The 17,273-nt window shown below is 63.2% G+C and carries 17 protein-coding genes; 9 read left to right on the top strand and 8 right to left on the bottom strand.

Features of this window, described 5'->3' with window-relative positions; all coding sequences use genetic code 11:
- Nucleotides 1-236: 236 nt before the first annotated feature.
- The gene (polA, locus tag ACIOVF_RS26835) at nucleotides 237-2,999 is read right to left on the bottom strand and encodes a DNA polymerase I (RefSeq protein WP_401293845.1); all 2,763 of its coding nucleotides are present in this window, start codon (nucleotides 2,997-2,999) and stop codon (nucleotides 237-239) included.
- Nucleotides 3,000-3,073: 74 nt separating this feature from the next.
- Between polA and ACIOVF_RS26830 the strand changes: the two genes are divergently transcribed.
- Complete coding sequence (locus tag ACIOVF_RS26830) at nucleotides 3,074-3,364, top strand: DUF2782 domain-containing protein (protein WP_045200671.1); 291 nt, start codon at nucleotides 3,074-3,076, stop codon at nucleotides 3,362-3,364.
- A 64-nt stretch (nucleotides 3,365-3,428) separates the two neighbouring features.
- Complete coding sequence (locus tag ACIOVF_RS26825; RefSeq protein WP_045200673.1) at nucleotides 3,429-4,379, top strand: homoserine kinase; 951 nt, start codon at nucleotides 3,429-3,431, stop codon at nucleotides 4,377-4,379.
- A gap of 64 nt (nucleotides 4,380-4,443) precedes the next feature.
- Here the strand turns inward: ACIOVF_RS26825 and ACIOVF_RS26820 are convergent, their stop codons facing one another.
- Entirely contained in the window at nucleotides 4,444-5,361 is a 918-nt protein-coding gene (locus ACIOVF_RS26820; RefSeq protein WP_045200771.1) for a zinc ABC transporter substrate-binding protein, read from the bottom strand.
- A 66-nt stretch (nucleotides 5,362-5,427) separates the two neighbouring features.
- On the opposite strand from ACIOVF_RS26820, the gene zur reads away from it, so the two are divergent.
- The 4 genes from zur to ACIOVF_RS26800 all read left to right on the top strand — a co-directional run bounded on the left by zur (nucleotide 5,428) and on the right by ACIOVF_RS26800 (nucleotide 8,310).
- Complete coding sequence (zur, locus tag ACIOVF_RS26815) at nucleotides 5,428-5,910, top strand: zinc uptake transcriptional repressor Zur (protein WP_045200675.1); 483 nt, start codon at nucleotides 5,428-5,430, stop codon at nucleotides 5,908-5,910.
- Entirely contained in the window at nucleotides 5,910-6,689 is a 780-nt protein-coding gene (gene znuC, locus ACIOVF_RS26810) for a zinc ABC transporter ATP-binding protein ZnuC (RefSeq protein ID WP_045200677.1), read from the top strand. The genes zur and znuC overlap by 1 nt, the downstream gene beginning before the upstream one ends.
- The gene (gene znuB, locus ACIOVF_RS26805) at nucleotides 6,682-7,464 is read left to right on the top strand and encodes a zinc ABC transporter permease subunit ZnuB (protein WP_038997827.1); all 783 of its coding nucleotides are present in this window, start codon (nucleotides 6,682-6,684) and stop codon (nucleotides 7,462-7,464) included. The genes znuC and znuB overlap by 8 nt, the downstream gene beginning before the upstream one ends.
- Before the next feature lie 132 nt (nucleotides 7,465-7,596).
- Nucleotides 7,597-8,310 carry a PA5502 family lipoprotein gene (locus ACIOVF_RS26800; RefSeq protein WP_045200680.1) on the top strand — a complete coding sequence of 238 codons (714 nt, stop codon included), beginning with the start codon at nucleotides 7,597-7,599 and terminating at the stop codon, nucleotides 8,308-8,310.
- Between the two features lie 37 nt (nucleotides 8,311-8,347).
- Here ACIOVF_RS26800 and katE read toward each other — a convergent pair whose 3' ends face one another.
- On the bottom strand, nucleotides 8,348-10,486 hold the full coding sequence (gene katE / locus ACIOVF_RS26795; RefSeq protein WP_258608742.1) for a catalase HPII: 2,139 nt from the start codon (nucleotides 10,484-10,486) through the stop codon (nucleotides 8,348-8,350).
- Nucleotides 10,487-10,717: 231 nt separating this feature from the next.
- Between katE and ACIOVF_RS26790 the strand changes: the two genes are divergently transcribed.
- The 3 genes from ACIOVF_RS26790 to ACIOVF_RS26780 all read left to right on the top strand — a co-directional run bounded on the left by ACIOVF_RS26790 (nucleotide 10,718) and on the right by ACIOVF_RS26780 (nucleotide 13,229).
- Nucleotides 10,718-11,725, top strand: a complete 1,008-nt coding sequence (locus ACIOVF_RS26790; RefSeq protein ID WP_401293837.1) for a methionine ABC transporter ATP-binding protein — start codon at nucleotides 10,718-10,720, stop codon at nucleotides 11,723-11,725.
- Nucleotides 11,725-12,396 (top strand): methionine ABC transporter permease, encoded by a 672-nt coding sequence (locus ACIOVF_RS26785; protein WP_045200686.1) that lies wholly within the window; start codon nucleotides 11,725-11,727, stop codon nucleotides 12,394-12,396. Before ACIOVF_RS26790 ends, ACIOVF_RS26785 begins: the two co-directional genes overlap by 1 nt.
- Nucleotides 12,397-12,458: 62 nt before the next feature.
- Nucleotides 12,459-13,229 (top strand): MetQ/NlpA family ABC transporter substrate-binding protein, encoded by a 771-nt coding sequence (locus tag ACIOVF_RS26780; RefSeq protein WP_195885380.1) that lies wholly within the window; start codon nucleotides 12,459-12,461, stop codon nucleotides 13,227-13,229.
- A gap of 93 nt (nucleotides 13,230-13,322) precedes the next feature.
- On the opposite strand, the gene ACIOVF_RS26775 is transcribed toward ACIOVF_RS26780, so the two are convergent.
- Genes ACIOVF_RS26775 through ACIOVF_RS26755 form a run of 5 tightly spaced genes read right to left on the bottom strand, consistent with a single transcriptional unit; the run spans nucleotide 13,323 to nucleotide 17,227 of the window.
- On the bottom strand, nucleotides 13,323-13,955 hold the full coding sequence (locus ACIOVF_RS26775) for an SCO family protein (RefSeq protein ID WP_045200691.1): 633 nt from the start codon (nucleotides 13,953-13,955) through the stop codon (nucleotides 13,323-13,325).
- On the bottom strand, nucleotides 13,952-14,851 hold the full coding sequence (gene cyoE / locus ACIOVF_RS26770; RefSeq protein WP_401293832.1) for a heme o synthase: 900 nt from the start codon (nucleotides 14,849-14,851) through the stop codon (nucleotides 13,952-13,954). The genes ACIOVF_RS26775 and cyoE overlap by 4 nt, the downstream gene beginning before the upstream one ends.
- On the bottom strand, nucleotides 14,836-15,918 hold the full coding sequence (locus ACIOVF_RS26765) for a heme A synthase (RefSeq protein ID WP_401293829.1): 1,083 nt from the start codon (nucleotides 15,916-15,918) through the stop codon (nucleotides 14,836-14,838). The genes cyoE and ACIOVF_RS26765 overlap by 16 nt, the downstream gene beginning before the upstream one ends.
- 9 nt (nucleotides 15,919-15,927) lie before the next feature.
- Nucleotides 15,928-16,521, bottom strand: coding sequence for a hypothetical protein (locus ACIOVF_RS26760; RefSeq protein WP_401293826.1), 594 nt, complete (start codon nucleotides 16,519-16,521; stop codon nucleotides 15,928-15,930).
- Nucleotides 16,487-17,227, bottom strand: a complete 741-nt coding sequence (locus tag ACIOVF_RS26755; RefSeq protein ID WP_401293823.1) for an SURF1 family protein — start codon at nucleotides 17,225-17,227, stop codon at nucleotides 16,487-16,489. Before ACIOVF_RS26755 ends, ACIOVF_RS26760 begins: the two co-directional genes overlap by 35 nt.
- Nucleotides 17,228-17,273: the final 46 nt, after the last annotated feature.

Here is a 17,273-nt window from a genome sequence, read left to right as displayed (position 1 = left end):
TCCAAGTTCCGGACCGCTAGGGCGGGGTCCAGATATCTGCCAACACTTAACACAACATAGGAGCATCGAAGGGCTTCACCAGCCATTCAGTTACTCTGAGTCGCGGTTCACCGGTTTAGTTCCTGACGTTTAAAAACTATTTGCGATAGATGGGAAATTTCCGGCGCTAATGGCATCAGGCCAGCTAAAAAGCCGCGACGATATGCCGCAGCTTTTCCCCGAATTTCAGCGCATTTTTAGTGTGCTTCGTCCCAATTTGACCCCACACCGGCCTCAACCAGCAGCGGAACGTCCAACTGCGCGGCACCGCTCATGTGTGGACGAATTTGCTCGCGCACTTGCTCGATCAGGTCTTCGCGCACCTCTAGCACCAATTCGTCGTGCACCTGGAGGATCACCCGGGCATCCAGCCCCGAATCGCTCAGCCAGTTATCCACAGCGACCATCGCGCGCTTGATGATGTCGGCTGCCGTGCCCTGCATCGGCGCGTTGATCGCCGTGCGCTCGGCACCTTTGCGCAGGGCCGGGTTCTTGGCGTTGATCTCCGGCAGGTACAGGCGCCGGCCAAACAGGGTTTCGACATAGCCTTGCTCGGCAGCCTGGGCGCGGGTGCGCTCCATATAGGCCAGCACGCCCGGGTAACGGGCGAAGTAACGATCGATGTAGGCTTGGGACTGTTTGCGGTCGACGCCGATCTGCTTGGCCAGGCCAAAGGCGCTCATGCCGTAGATCAGGCCAAAGTTGATGGCCTTGGCACTGCGGCGCTGATCAGTAGTGACCTGCTCCAGCTCGACGCCGAAAACCTCGGCAGCGGTGGCGCGGTGCACGTCCAGGTCGTTGCGAAACGCGTGCAGCAGGCCTTCGTCCTGGGCCAGGTGGGCCATGATCCGCAGTTCGATCTGCGAATAGTCCGCCGCCAGCAGTTTGTAGCCCGGCGCAGCGACGAAGGCCTGGCGAATACGCCGGCCTTCAGCGGTACGGATCGGGATGTTCTGCAGGTTCGGGTCGCTGGACGACAGGCGCCCGGTGGCCGCCACCGCCTGGTGGTAGGAGGTGTGGATACGCCCGGTGCGCGGGTTGATCTGCTCCGGCAGGCGGTCGGTGTAGGTGCTCTTGAGCTTGCTCAGGGAGCGGTACTGCATCAGCACCTTGGGCAGCGGGAAGTCCATGTCGGCCAGTTCCGCCAGCACCGCTTCGGCAGTGGAAGCCTGGCCCTTGGCGGTCTTGTTGAGCACCGGCATGCCGAGCTTGTCGTAGAGGATCACACCAAGCTGCTTGGGCGAACCGAGGTTGAATTCTTCGCCAGCGATTTCGAAGGCCTGGCGCTCCAGCTCGGCCATTTTCTCGCCCAACTCGATGCTCTGCACGCCCAGCAGCTTGGCATCGACCAGCGCACCCTGGCGCTCGATCTTGGCCAGCACCGGCACCAGCGGCATTTCGATGTCGGTCAGTACCGACTGCAGGCTCGGAATGCTCGCCAGCTTCTGCTGCAGGGTCTGATGCAGGCGCAGGGTGACATCAGCGTCTTCGGCGGCATACGGGCCGGCCTGTTCCAGGCTGATCTGATCGAAGGTCAGTTGCTTGGCACCTTTGCCGGCGATGTCGGTAAAGCCGATGGTGGTGTGGTTCAGGTACTTGAGCGCCAGGCTGTCCATGTCGTGACGGGTGGCGGTGGAGTCAAGCACGTAGGACTCGAGCATGGTGTCGTAGGCCACGCCCTGCATCTGGATGCCATTGGCAATGTCGCCACCGATGGCGCAGTTGGCCAGGATGTTCATGTCGTACTTGGCGTTCTGCGCCACCTTGACCTTGGCCGGGTCTTCCAGCAGCGGCTTGAGCGCCAGCAGCACGCTGTCGCGGTCAAGCTGCTCGGGCACGCCCATGTAGGAGTGAGTCAGCGGCACATAAGCGCCTTCATGGGCCTGGACCGCGAACGACACACCGACCAGTTGCGCCTGCTGGGCATCGAGGCCGGTGGTTTCGGTGTCGAAGGCAAACAGCGGCGCCTGGCGCAGCTTTTTCAGCCAGGCATCGAAACGGGCCTGGTCGAGGATGGTTTCGTACCGGGCCTCGACCACTTCCTGCGGCGCTTCGACCACCACTTCCTGGCCGGCGCGCTTGGCGTCGCGCTGAACTTCGTCGACCCAGCTCTTGAACTCCATCTCGGTGTACAGCGCCAGCAGCGCGTCACGATCAGGCTCGCCGCACACCAGCGCATCGACTTCGACGTCCAGGGGCACGTCGATCTTGATGGTGGCCAGCTCGTAGGACAGGAACGCCGCGTCGCGGTGTTCTTCCAGCTTGGCCGGCAGGGTCTTGGCGCCGCGAATGGCCAGGGTCGGCACCTTGTCGAGGTTCTGGTACAGGTCGCTCAGGCCGCCACCGATACCGGTCAGCAGGCCCACCGCGGTCTTTTCACCCACGCCCGGTACGCCTGGGATGTTGTCGACCTTGTCGCCCATCAGGGCGAGGAAGTCGATGATGTGTTCAGGACCGACGCCGAATTTCTCGTGCACGCCAGCGACGTCGAGCACGGTACCGGTCATGGTGTTGACCAGCGTAATGTGGCCGTCGACCAGCTGGGCCATGTCCTTGTCGCCGGTGGAGATGATCACCGGGCGCCCGGCCGCGGCGCTGCTGCGCGCCAGGGTGCCAATCACGTCGTCGGCTTCTACGCCTTCGACGCACAGCAGCGGATAGCCCAGGGCTCGCACGCTGGCGTGCAGCGGCTCGATCTGCACGCGCAGGTCGTCGGGCATGCTCGGCCGGTTGGCCTTGTACTCGGCAAACATTTCGTCGCGGAAAGTGCCGCCCTTGGCGTCGAAGACCACCGCGAACAGGCTGTCCGGATACTGCTTGCGCAGGCTCTTGAGCATGTTCAGCACGCCCTTGACCGCGCCGGTCGGCAGGCCCTTGGAGGTAGTCAGTGGTGGCAGCGCGTGAAAGGCGCGGTACAGGTACGAGGAACCGTCCACCAGGACGAGGGGAGCTTGGCTCATGTGCAGAATCAACCTTTTCGACGGGCCCGGCGCTAGAATGTCCGGAACATTGACGACAAAGGGACAAGGTTATCATGCGTACACTAAATCGCCTGTTGCTGCTCAGCCTGTTGGCAGTCACTCCGGTCGTCGCCGTGGCAGCGGATGACGCGCCATCGGCTGATCCAGAGGTAACCATTCGCACGGAAGGCGACAAAACCATCCAGGAATACCGGCAAAATGGCTTCCTGTATGCAATCAAGGTGACGCCCAAAGGCGGCAAACCTTATTTCCTGGTACGTGCCGATGGCTCGGACGGCAATTTCGTCCGCTCCGACCAGCCGGACATGCTGATCCCGTCGTGGAAAATCTTCGAGTGGAAGTAGGCCGTACCCTTTACATCAACCTGGCACTTCCCTGCTGAAGTGCCCGTATGGGCAATTTTTGATCATGTCAGTCTTCACCCCCCTGACCCGGCCTGAGCTGGAAACCTTTCTGGCGCCGTACGGCCTGGGCCGCCTGCGGGACTTCCAGGGCATTGCCGCCGGTACCGAGAACAGCAACTTCTTTGTCAGTCTGGAACAGGGCGAGTACGTGCTGACGCTGGTCGAACGCGGGCCGATCCAGGACCTGCCGTTCTTCATCGAACTGCTCGACGTACTGCATGAGGCCGACCTGCCGGTGCCCTACGCCTTGCGTGGCAACGACGGCGTAGCCCTGCGCGAACTGGCCGGCAAACCTGCGCTGCTGCAACCACGGCTGCCGGGCAAGCACATCAAGAGCGCCAATAATCAGCACTGCGTACAGGTTGGCGAACTGCTCGGGCACCTGCACCTGGCCACCCGCGACAAGGTCCTGGAACGCAAGACCGACCGCGGCCTGGACTGGATGCTGGAAACCGGCGCCGAACTGATGCCGCGCCTGAACGCCGAACAACGCCAGTTGCTGCAGGCGTGCCTGGACGAAGTTGTCGAGCACAAGGCGCAGATCATGGCCCTGCCGCGGGCCAACCTGCATGCCGACCTGTTCCGCGACAACGTGCTGTTCGAAGGCACCCACCTGACCGGCCTGATCGACTTCTACAACGCCTGCTCGGGGCCGATGCTCTACGACCTGGCGATTACCCTGAACGACTGGTGCTGCGACGACGCCGGCATCATCGACGGCCCACGGGCGCGGGCGTTGCTCGGCGCTTATGCAGCGCTGCGACCGTTCACCTCGGCCGAGGCCAACCTGTGGCCGGTGATGCTGCGCATTGCCTGCGTGCGCTTCTGGCTGTCGCGCCTGATTGCCGCCGAATCGTTTGCCGGGATGGACGTGCTGATTCACGACCCGGCCGACTTCGAAGTACGCCTGGCGGCGCGCCAGCAGGTAGAGATAGCGTTGCCGTTCGCGCTGTGAAACATCGCGGGGCAAGCCCGCTCCTACAATAGGTTGGAGCGGGCTTGCCCCTGCGATCGGGGCGTCACAACTTCTCCAGGCACCCCGCCAGATCATTCCCCAGCGTCTCCAGCAACTGCTCGTAGCCCTGGGCACTGGCCGGCGCCGTACCACCCAGCGCGTCCAGCTCCGCCAGGGTCACCGGCAGCCCCGCCGTCAGCGTCTCAGCCAAACGTGGGCGCAGTGGCGGCTCGCTGAACACACAGGTCTTGCCCACTTCCTGCAGGCGCTTGCGCATCGCCGCCACGTGTTGGGCACCCGGCTGCACTTCGGCGGCCACGCTGAACACCCCGGTGTGTTTCAGACCATAGGCCGACTCGAAGTAGTCAAATGCCTCGTGAAAAACGAAGAACGGTTTGCCGCTGACACCGCTCAAGCGCTTTTTCAGGCGCCCGTCCAGCGCATCCAGACGCTCGCCGAAGGCCTTGAGGTTGCTCTGGTAGCGCGCGGCATTGGCCGGATCGGCAGTGCTGAGGTCTGCGGCGATCCTGGCGGCGATCACCCGGGCGTTGACCGATGACAGCCAGAGGTGGGCATCGAGACTGCCGGGGCGGTGATCATGGTCATGATCGTCGCCATCTTCGTCATGGGAGTGGCTATCTTCGCCAAAATGGCGCAGGTGCAGGCCGGGCAGTTCCTGCACGGCAACGCTTGGCTTGCTGCGGCCTTTGAGCACACGCGGCAGAAAGCCCTCCATGTCCGGGCCGATCCAGTACAGCAGGTCGACGTCGGCCACCCGCCGTACGTCGGAAGGACGCAGGGCGTAATGGTGCGGCGAGGCGCCTGGCGGCAGCAGCACTTCAGGCGTACCGACGCCGTCCTGAACCGCCGCAGCGATCTGTTGCAGGGGCTTGATGCTGGTCAGCACACGCACTTCGGCCTGTGCCTGGGCCATCACCAGAGTGGCGATAAAAGCGACAAAAAGGGCAAAAATTCGGGACACGATGACCACTCACAGGGGCTGAAACAGGTAACATAATAACGTCTCCAATCAGAACCGTCGCCGCTCATGCCTAAAACCCCGCTGGCCAACCGCCCCCACGACCACTCCCATTGCGTACACAGCGCCCTGGCCGAGGCCGATGCGCTGTGCGCACGCCAGGGTGTGCGCCTGACCGCTTTGCGCCGCCGCGTGCTGGAGCTGGTGTGGCAGAGCCACAAGCCGCTGGGCGCCTACGACATCCTCGCCGTGCTGAGCGAGCAGGACGGTCGCCGGGCCGCGCCGCCGACCGTGTACCGGGCGCTGGATTTCCTCCTGGAAAACAGCCTGGTGCACCGCATTGCCTCGCTCAACGCCTTTATCGGCTGCAGCCACCCCGAGCACGCGCACCAGGGCCAGTTCCTGATTTGCCGCGAATGCCACGTGGCCATCGAGCTTGAGCAGCGCAGCATCAGCGACGCCATCGTCGCCAGCGCTAAAGACGTCGGCTTCAGCGTCGAAGCACAAACGGTCGAAGTGGTCGGCCTGTGCAGCAACTGCCGGAGCGCCTGATGAGCAATGCGCTGATTCGCCTCGAGCAGGTGGGCGTGAGTTTCGCCGGCCAAGCGGTGCTCGACAGCATCGACCTGGCCGTGGAACCGGGGCAGATCGTCACCCTGATCGGCCCCAACGGCGCCGGCAAGACCACCTTGGTACGCGCCGTGCTCGGCCTGCTCAAGCCGCATACCGGTACGGTCTGGCGCAAGCCGCGGCTGCGCATCGGCTACATGCCGCAAAAGCTTCAGGTCGATGCCACCTTGCCGCTTTCGGTACTGCGCTTCTTGCGCCTGGTGCCCGGTGTTGATCGCGCCGCAGCGTTGTCGGCACTCATGGAAGTCGGCGCCGAAAAGGTCATCGACAGCCCGATCCAGGGGATTTCCGGCGGCGAGATGCAGCGCGTGCTGCTGGCCCGCGCACTGCTGCGCGAGCCCGAGCTGCTGGTGCTCGATGAGCCGGTGCAGGGCGTCGACGTCGCCGGCCAGTCCGAGCTGTACAGCCTGATCACCCGTCTGCGCGACCGCCATGGCTGCGGCGTGCTGATGGTTTCCCATGACCTGCATCTGGTCATGAGCACCACCGACCAGGTGGTCTGCCTCAACCGCCATGTCTGCTGCTCCGGCCACCCCGAGCAGGTCAGCGGCGACCCGGCGTTCGTCGAGCTGTTCGGCAGCAACGCGCCGAGCCTGGCGATCTATCACCACCATCACGACCACGCCCACGACCTGCACGGCTCGGTGGTTGCCCCGGCCAAAGGCGGCCACGTTCATGGAGATCACTGCAAGCATGGCTGATTTTCTGCTTTACGCCCTGCTCGCAGGTTTGGCCCTGGCACTGGTCGCCGGCCCTCTGGGATCCTTCGTGGTCTGGCGGCGCATGGCCTATTTTGGCGACACCCTGTCCCACGCTGCGTTGCTCGGCGTCGCCCTGGGTTTCGTGCTGGATGTCAGCCCGGCGCTGGCGGTGACTGTCGGCTGCCTGTTGCTGGCGATCTTGCTGGTGACCTTGCAACAACGCCAGCCGCTGGCCTCCGACACTCTGCTGGGGATTCTGGCACCGAGCACGCTTTCCCTTGGCCTGGTGGTGCTGAGCTTCATGCACGATGTGCGCATCGACCTGATGGCCTACCTGTTCGGCGACCTGCTGGCGATCAGCCCGGGGGATCTGGCCTGGATTCTCGGCGGCAGCGCTGCGGTGCTGCTGTTGCTGGTGGTGCTGTGGCGCCCGCTATTGGCAGTCACCGTGCACGAAGAGCTGGCCATGGTCGAAGGCTTGCCGGTTGCCGCGCTGCGCCTGGCGCTGATGCTGCTGATCGCGGTGGTGATTGCCGTGGCGATGAAGATCGTCGGCGTCCTGCTGATTACCTCGCTATTGATTATTCCCGCCGCTGCGGCGCAACGTCACGCCCGCTCGCCGGAACAAATGGCCCTGGGCGCCAGCCTGCTGGGGGTTACCGCGGTGTGCGGCGGCCTGGCGTTGTCGTGGTTCAAGGACACGCCGGCCGGGCCGTCCATCGTGGTCTGCGCCGCAGTGCTATTCTTGCTGAGCCTGGCACTGCCCCGGCGCTGAAGACGTGGGGTGCAGCCAAAGCGGTTGCACCCTGCGACATTTAAAAACGCGCGGGGTCCTGAAGAGTTATTTTCGAGTCTGCGGACTGGGTGTAGACTTGCTCGCTTTTTGCGCAAATAGAGAGTCGCAGGAATGAAGCCGTTCGCCTCCCGTTATCTGCTCCTTGCCGCGTTTTCACTGATCCTCGCCGCGTGCTCCAGCACCCCGGCCGACAACGCTGCCGTGCCTGCCCAGCCTGATGCCTGGCAGCAGTTGGAGCAAAGCATCGCCAGCAGCGAGCTGGCCACTGCCGAAGATCAACTCGCCACCCTGCAAAGCCAGGCGCCGAATGACAGCCGGATCGAGCAGTACCAGCGTCAATTGGCCGAAGCCTATCTGCAACGCAGCCAGATCGTCCTGCAAAAGGGCGATGTGAACGCGGCGGCCACCGCCCTGGCCCGCGCCCGTGCGCTGATGCCCAAGGCGCCGGCGCTGACGGGCGGCGTCAACGGTGCTATCGCCCAGGCGCGCAAGGCCGAGCTCGACAAAGCCGAGGCCGCCCTGAAAGCCGCCGAAGCCCGCCCTGCCGCCAAGCTGATCGACCCGACCGCGCCAAGCACCGTGGTTGCGTTGAAAACCACCAATATTCGCGAAATGCGCAAGCAACTCGATGACATCGCCAGTGATGTGATCAATTACCAGTGCGATGTGGTGTTCCAGGTGCCGCGCAAGCAGGACGCACCCTGGCTGCAAACCTTGCTGGGCAAACGCGTTAAAAAACTCGACGGTGATTTTGCCTTGCAGCAAAGCCACGAGATACACCGCAACCAACCTGCCCAGGCGGTGCTGATCCCACGCCGCCCATGACGAAACAGGGTGCCCTGATGGGCACCCTGTTTGTGCATCACGCCGGAATGGCTTTCGCCGCGGCCTCACGCTCCCACACCCGATGCTTGCTGATTGCCGTGATGAAGGCCTTGTAGGCTTTGTCATCATTGCCCAGCAGCAAGCCGCTGTCGGCCTTGAGCCCCAGCTTGTCGAGCACGGCTTGCGCCTCGCTGGCCAGGCCAATCGGCTTGAGGTGCTTGTAGGCTTCAAGCAGAAAGTGCAGCGCCACGCCGTCACCGGCCAGGGCCTGTAGCGAAGCCTTGCCGCCCGGCACCCAGGCCGCATCGAAGATCACCGACGGCATGCCTTCCATCGAGGCATCCACGGCCAGCGCCTTGCCCTGGGCGGTTTTTACCGGCGCCGAGCTCGGGCCAAGGATCTTGATCTGCGCGCTCTCGGCTTCCAGCGCCTTGACCAGGCTATCGACACTGTCGCCATCCACGCCATCAGCCACCAGCACTGCAACCTTGCGGCCCTTGATGCCTTCGCCGAGCAGGTTCATCTGGCTCAACGCCGGTGACTCCTTGAGGCTGGTTTGGGGCACATCCACCGTACCTTTCTTCGGCGCCGGCAGGCCAAGGTTGGCGGCCACCCGCGCCGCCAGCTTAAGGTCGATGTTGGCAAGAATTTCATTGACCTCACGGGCGCGGATGAACTCCCGCTCAACTTTGCCCAGTTCGAAGCTGTAGGCGCTGATGATGTGCTCCTGCTCGGTCGGGCTCATGCTCTGGAAGAACAATCGCGCCTGGGAGAAATGGTCGGCGAACGACGGGCTGCGCTGGCGCACTTTGTGCGCCTCGATGCGCTCCGGATACGACTCGAAACCACCATCGCTGGCTGCCGGCGCAGTCTCCTTGGGCCAGCCACCGTCGATCGAGTTGGGCTCGTAAGAGGCACGGCCCTTGTCCAGCGTGGTGCGGTGCTGCGCATCGCGCTGGCCGTTGTGGTTAGGGGCTAGCGGACGGTTAATCGGGATCTCGTGAAAGTTCGGCCCGCCTAGCCGGCTGATTTGGGTATCGGTGTAGGAAAACAACCGGCCCTGCAGCAGCGGGTCGTTGGAGAAGTCGATGCCGGGGACGATATGCCCAGGGCAGAAGGCAACCTGTTCGGTTTCAGCAAAGAAATTGTCCGGGTTGCGGTTAAGCACCATCTTGCCCAGCGGCGTCACCGGTACCAGCTCTTCGGGGATGATCTTGGTCGGGTCGAGCAGGTCGAAGTCGAACTTGTGCTCGTCCTCTTCGGCGACGATCTGCACGCCGAACTCCCATTCCGGGTAATTACCGGTTTCAATCGCTTCCCACAGATCGCGGCGGTGGTAATCGGTGTCTTTGCCCGCCAGCTTCTGCGCTTCGTCCCACAACAGCGAACACACGCCGGCCTTGGGCTTCCAGTGGAATTTGACGAAGCTGGATTTGCCCTCGGCATTGATTAGGCGAAAGGTATGCACGCCGAAGCCCTGCATGGTCCGCAGGCTTTTAGGAATGGCGCGGTCGGACATCGCCCAGATCACCATGTGCGCCGACTCCGGCACCAGCGAGACGAAGTCCCAGAAGGTGTCGTGGGCCGAGCCGCCGGTGGGCATTTCGTTGTGCGGTTCAGGTTTTACTGCATGGACGAAGTCGGGGAACTTGATCGCATCCTGGATGAAAAACACTGGCATGTTATTGCCGACCAGGTCGAAGTTGCCTTCGTCGGTGAAGAACTTCACGGCAAAACCGCGCACATCGCGCACGGTATCACCCGAGCCACGCGGGCCCTGAACGGTGGAAAAGCGCACGAACACCGGGGTGATTTTCTCCGGGTCCTGGAGAAAACCGGCCTTGGTCAGCGCGGCATGCGATTCATAGGCCTGGAAATAGCCATGGGCCCCGGTACCGCGGGCATGGACGATGCGCTCGGGGATGCGCTCATGGTCAAAATGCGTGATCTTTTCACGCATGATGAAGTCTTCCAGCAGCGACGGGCCACGGTCACCGGCTTTCAGGGTGTTCTGGTTGTCGGCAACCTTGACCCCCTGGTTGGTGCGCAGCGCCTGGCCGGTGGCGTCACTGCGAAATGTTTCCAGGCTTTGCAGCTTGGCGTTGGTATTGGCGCGGTCCGGGGTCTGGGTACCGGCGAGTTGGCTTTCCTTGGGTGGGTTCTTCTTGCTGGGCATCAGTGTGCTCTCCTCACTCAATCAGTCCTACGGTTCGACCCCACGGCGGGCCCTATTCAGTAGTGACTGATGGCCCCCGCAGGCGTTCCTTCGGATTGACCACTGATCGCGTTATTCCAGTAGCATTGGTCAATTGCGAAATAAATGCTAAGAACCTCTATACGAACAGGCTAAAATGCGCGCCCGGCTAACCGCTGACCCCATTCCCATGCGCCCCACAAGGTTCGCTACGTGATCGAGTTTCAAAATGTTCATAAAACCTACCGCGTAGCCGGTAGGGATATCCCCGCACTGCACCCGACCAACCTGAGCGTCGAAGACGGCCAGGTGTTCGGGCTGATCGGCCATTCCGGCGCCGGTAAAAGTACCCTGCTGCGCCTGATCAACCGCCTGGAAGCGCCGAGCGGCGGCAAGATCATCGTCGACGGCGAAGACGTCACTGCGTTCAACGCTAACGACCTGCGTCGATTCCGCCAGCAAGTCGGGATGATCTTCCAGCACTTCAACCTGCTGGCCTCCAAGACCGTTGCCGATAACGTGGCCTTGCCGCTGACCCTGGCCGGCGAGCTGTCACGCAAGGAAATCGACACCCGCGTCAACGAGCTGCTGGCCCGCGTCGGCCTGGCCGATCACGCGAAGAAATACCCGGCACAGCTTTCCGGCGGCCAGAAACAGCGCGTCGGCATTGCCCGCGCCCTGGCCACCAAGCCGAAAATCCTGCTGTGTGACGAAGCCACCAGCGCCCTCGACCCGCAGACCACCGCCTCGGTGTTGCAACTGCTGGCCGAGATCAACCGCGAACTGATGCTGACCATCGTGCTGATCACCCACGAGATGGACGTGATCCGCCGGGTCTGCGACCGCGTGGCGGTGATGGATGCCGGGCAGATTGTCGAGCACGGCCCGGTGGCCGATGTATTCCTGCACCCGCAGCACCCGACCACCAAGCGCTTCGTCCAGGAAGACGAGCAGATCGACGAAAACGAACAGCGCGACGACTTCGCCCATGTGCCAGGACGCATCGTGCGCCTGACCTTCCAGGGCGATTCGACCTACGCGCCGCTGCTGGGCACCGTCGCCCGGGAAACCGGTGTGGACTACAGCATCCTCGCTGGCCGCATCGATCGCATCAAGGACACCCCGTATGGGCAGCTGACCCTGGCCGTCACTGGCGGCGACATGGAAGCGGCGTTCGCCCGCTTCACTGCGGCTGATGTTCATATGGAGGTACTGCGTTGATGGACGCCTTGAGTTTCTTTGCCAACGTCGACTGGGCCGAAATCTGGCTGGCTACCATCGACACCATGATCATGCTGTTCGGCTCGCTGTTCTTCACCGTGCTGCTCGGCCTGCCGCTGGGCGTGTTGCTGTTTCTTTGCGGCCCGCGCCAGCTGTTCGAGCAGAAGGGCGTGTACGCGCTGCTGTCGCTGGTGGTAAACGTCCTGCGCTCGCTGCCGTTCATCATCCTGCTGATCGTGATGATTCCGTTCACCGTGCTGATCACCGGCACCTCGCTGGGCGTCGCCGGGGCCATCCCGCCCCTGGTGGTCGGAGCCACGCCGTTCTTCGCGCGCCTGGTGGAAACCGCGCTGCGTGAAGTCGACCGCGGCATCATCGAAGCCACCCAGTCGATGGGCGCCACCACTCGCCAGATCATCACCAATGCCTTGCTGCCCGAGGCCCGTCCGGGCATCTTCGCGGCCATTACCGTCACCGCCATTACCCTGGTGTCGTACACCGCGATGGCCGGTGTGGTGGGCGCTGGCGGCCTCGGTGACCTGGCGATCCGCTTCGGTTACCAACGTTTCCAGACCGACGTGATGGTGGTCACCGTGGTCCTGCTGCTGGTACTGGTTCAAGTCCTGCAGAGCGTGGGCGACAAACTGGTTGTGCATTTTTCCCGTAAGTAACCCCATGGGTCGGCACTGCCGACGCACCGGGGGCCGGACTGGCCCTCACAAGGAGTGATTTGATGAAAAAGCTGCTTGCTGTTGTCGCCGCCGTCGCGGCCTTCTCGGCCCAGGCCGAGACCCTGACCGTCGCCGCCACCCCGGTGCCGCACGCCGAGATCCTCGAGTTCGTCAAACCGGCCCTGGCCAAAGAAGGCGTGGACTTGAAGGTGAAGGTGTTCACCGACTACATCCAGCCGAACGTGCAAGTGGCCGAGAAGCGCCTGGACGCCAACTTCTTCCAGCACCAGCCGTACCTGGATGAGTTCAACAAGGCCAAGGGCACCCATCTGGTCAGCGTTGCCGGCGTGCACCTGGAGCCGCTGGGCGCCTACTCGAGCAAGTACAAGAAGCTCGACGAGCTGCCATCGACCGCTACCGTGGTCATCCCCAACGACGCCACCAACGGCGGTCGCGCCTTGCTGCTGCTGGACAAGGCCGGTGTGATCAAGCTCAAAGACAACAGCAACATCCTCTCGAGCGTCAAAGACATCGTTGAGAACCCTAAGAACCTGAAGTTCCGTGAACTGGAAGCGGCAACCATCCCGCGGGTGCTGACCCAGGTCGACCTGGCGCTGATCAACACCAACTACGCGCTGGAAGCCAAGCTCAGCCCTGAGAAGGACGCACTGGTCATCGAAGGCAGCGATTCGCCTTACGTGAACATCCTTGTTGCCCGCCCGGACAACAAGGACTCGGAAGACATGAAGAAGCTGGCGGCTGCGCTGCACTCGCCTGAGGTGAAGAAGTTCATCGAAGAGAAGTACAAGGGCGCGGTCAAGCCGGCGTTCTGATAAGCCGCATCGCCCTCATCGCTGGCAAGCCAGCTCCCACAGGTTCAGGTGCGAAGCCGGACCTTGTGGGAGCTGGCTTGCCAGCGATGCTTTTCAGTCGCGCTTAACCAGCCCAGGCAACTGCGCAACCAGCTTCTGGTTGTTGAACGGCGCGCGGATAAACCCGCGCTGCTTGCCGTCCGGCCCCAGCAGCGCCAGGTTGCCGCTGTGATCGACCGTGTAGTTCGGCTTGCTGGTATCGGCCGGAATGAACGGAATGCTCACCGCATTGGCCAGCTTCTGGATGTTTTCCAGCGAGCCGGTCACCCCGCGAAAATCCTTGTCGAAATAACCCAGGTACTGCTTCAGCTGTGCCGGGGTGTCGCGGTTCGGGTCGACGCTGACCAACACCACCTGCAAACGGTCTACCGCTTCCTTGGGCAGCTCGCTTTTCACCTGACGCAGCTGGGCGAGGGTGGTCGGGCAGATGTCCGGGCAAAAGGTGTAGCCGAAGAACAGCAGCGACCACTTGCCCTTGAGCTCGTCCATCACCACAGGCTGGCCCTGTTCGTCGGTCATTTGCACGGCAGGCACGGTGCGGCTCTGCGGCAGCAGGATAATGCCGGCATCGATCAGCTCGGTCGGGTTGCCTTCGCTGCGGCCATTGAGCACCTTGTTGACGGTAAGCCCGAGGATCACGGCGACCAGGGCAACGAGAATAAAGACGGTTTTCTGGGTTCGAGTCATAGGTTCAACAGTAGGTAGTGGTCAACAAGCAGCGCGATGAACAGCAGCAACAGGTACCAGATAGAGTACTTGAAGGTCTTGATCGCCGCGTGCGGCCGACTGCCACGGTACAACACCCAGGCCCACTGCAGGAAGCGCCCGCCCAGGGCCAGGGCGCAGGCCAGGTACAACGGCCCGCTCATGTGGATGGCGTAGGGCAACAGGCTGACCGCCAGCAGAATCAGGGTGTACAGGAGGATATGCACCTTGGTGTAGTGCTCGCCGTGGGTCACCGGCAGCATCGGAATATCAGCCTTGGCGTACTCTTGCTTGCGGTGAATGGCCAGGGCCCAGAAGTGCGGCGGGGTCCAGGCGAAGATGATCAGCACCAGCAGCAATGGCTCGGCGCTGATATGCCCGCTGATCGCCACCCAGCCCAGCAACGGCGGCGCAGCGCCGGCCAGGCCGCCAATGACGATGTTCTGCGGTGTGGCGCGCTTGAGAAAGCCGGTGTAGATCACCGCGTAGCCAAGCAGCGAGGCCAGGGTCAGCCAGGCGGTCAGGGCGTTGGTGAACACCAGCAGCAAAGCCATGCCCAGGCTCGCCAGCAACAGGGCAAAGGTCAGCGCCGCCGCCGGAGCCACGCGGCCCTCGGCAATCGGGCGCTTATGGGTGCGCGCCATCAAAGCATCGATGCGCCGGTCGACCACATGGTTGACCACCGCCGCCCCCCCGGCGCAACAGGCAATGCCCAGGTTGCCGAACAGCAAGATGGTCCACGGCACCCCGGCACGGGTGGCGAGGAACATGCCGACCAGCGAGGTGATCAGCATCAGCACCACCACCTTGGGTTTGGTCAGTTCCAGGTAATCACGCCAGCCTGCCTGCAACCTGCGCTCGCTCAGAAGCGTCGCCATGAATTATCTCCCAGATAATGAACGACCCCGCCACTCGCCAGCGGGGTCAGGCGCCAGCCCTGGCTGACCCGGCGGACTTTGGCCTGGGCAACCAGGCGAATGCGGTAATTGACCAGCACCATGCTCAGCAACAGCAGGGCGCCACCGGCGTTGTGGGCTACGGCCACGGCCAGCGGCAGATGGAACAGCACATTGCTGATGCCCAGGCTCACCTGCACGGCCAGCGCCGCCAGCACCAACCCGGCCAGCCTGCTCAAGCCATGACGGTGCAGCTTCCAGCTGAGGATCAGCATCACCGCCGTCACCAGCAGGGCGCCCAGGCGGTGACTCATGTGGATCGCCGTGCGCGCGTCGCTGTCGAGCTGGCCACCGAGGTAATTGGGGCCGATATGTTGAGTCAGGTGAAAGCCGTTGGCGAAGTCCGCTTGCGGCCACCACTGGCCATGGCAGGTCGGCAGGTCGATACAGGCCACAGCTGCGTAGTTGGCGCTGACCCAGCCGCCCAGGGCAATCTGGCCGATCACCACCAGCAAGCCCAGCGCCGCCACCCGGCGCACGCTCAAAGGCAGCTTGGGCAACGGCGCAAAGGCCCGTGACAGGCGCAGGCTGAGCAAAAACAACAGGCTCAAGGTGGCAAAACCGCCCAATAGATGTGCCGTGACCACCTGCGGCCAGAGCTTGAGGGTCACCGTCCACATGCCGAAGGCCGCTTGGGCGAACACCACGCCGAGCAACAGCAGCGGCAGGCGATAGGGCTGGCCGTCGCGACCATGGCGGCGCCAGGCTTGCAGGGCGAGCAGGGTGATCACCAGGGCCAGGGTGCCGGCAAAGTAGCGATGGACCATTTCGTTGCGGCCCTTGTGCGCTTCCACCGGAGTGTCGGGGAAGTGCCGCTCGGCGTGAGCCAGTTGCGCTTCGGTCTTGGGCACGCTGATAAAGCCATAGCAGCCCGGCCAGTCAGGGCAGCCCAGGCCGGCATGGGTCAGACGGGTGTAGGCACCGAGCAACACGACAACCAGTGCCAGCAGGGTGGCGAAGACAGCGAGGCGAAATCCAGGTCTGGCCATGGCAATGTCCTACCCGATATTGGACAGCTTCAACAGGTGGCGCAGGTCATTGAGCAAGTCCTTGCCCTTGACCCTGGCGTCGTAGCGCAGCACCAGGTTGCCGTGCGGGTCGACGATCCACAGCTGGGCATCCTGTTTGCCCTGGCTGAGCGCGCCATAGCGCGGCAGGTCCAGGGGGTAGCGTTGCAGTTGCGGGTACTCGCGCTCGAGCTTGGCCTGGTAGTCCGCCGTCAGTGGCTGGGCGGTGGCCAGGGCATGACTGGCACGGCTGGCATCGCGGCCCAGGCCGATCTGGATCTGCCGGGCCAGGTACACCAACTGTTGGCAGTCCAGCCCGCACTCTTTGGGCGTGCTCACCAGCAGTTGCCAGCGTCCTTCCTCAGCGCTGACGCCAAGGTCGGCGAGGGTCTGGCCGTTGCCAATCATTTCGCCGTGGTAGCTGCGGCTGTCGGGCACCCAGAATTTGAGTTTGTACATGCTGGTGGCGAGGATCATCGGGCCGAGGACCACCAGCAGGATCAGCAGCAGTTGCAGGCGCCCACGCGCACGATTACGCGGTTGCCTGCCCTCAGACATGTTGAGTGGACTTGTGGCGGCTCCCATGCTGTTTCTCCTTGTTGTTATGCCAGCCGAAGTAGAGGTAGAGCAGCACCAGGGCCAACGCCAGGGCGAACCACTGCACGGCGTAACCCAAGTGTTTTTCCGGGCCCAAGGCGACCACCGGCCAGTCCAGCCGGTAACTGGCCGGGCCCGGTTCCAGGCGTAACTCATGGGCAAAACCTTCGCGGCCCAGTTGCGGCCACAGTGCACCGGCGTCAATCGCCGTGATCAGCCGCGGCCAGCTGCCGCCTTGCGGGTCGGCATGCAGCTGGAAGGTGGCGCCCGGGGCGAGATACACCGAGGCGTCCAGGCTCAAGGCTTGCCCAGGGGTGCTGAACTGCACCGGGATGCGCCGGTCCGGCCACGGCAGCCAGCCGCGATTGATCAACAGCCACAGGCCGCTGGCCTGGTCGAGAAAGGGTTGCAGCAGCTCGACGCCAACCTGGCCATCGCGCATGCGGTTATCCAGCAACAGGCTGTGCTGGCTATCGAATTGGCCATAGAGATGCACCCGGCGATAGGCCGGATCGGCGATCTGCAGCAATTGCGTACTGCCCACCGCGTCGCCGGCACTGCGTTCGGCATACACCTGCAGCAACTGGCGCTTCTGTTCGGCGCGTGCCAGCTGCCAGCAGCCCAGCGCGATCAACCCCGGCAGCAGCAGGAGCACCACCAGGGTCGGCACGATGCCGGGGCGAAAGCGCTTCACCGGGCCCTCGAAAGGTCAGTCGCTATACTTGTACTCATCACTGCAT

This window comes from Pseudomonas sp. NPDC087612 (genome assembly GCF_044743505.1).
GTDB lineage: Bacteria > Pseudomonadota > Gammaproteobacteria > Pseudomonadales > Pseudomonadaceae > Aquipseudomonas.
The sequence above is the reverse complement of the archived record's forward strand: the minus strand, read 5'-3'. Positions and strand labels throughout refer to the sequence as shown.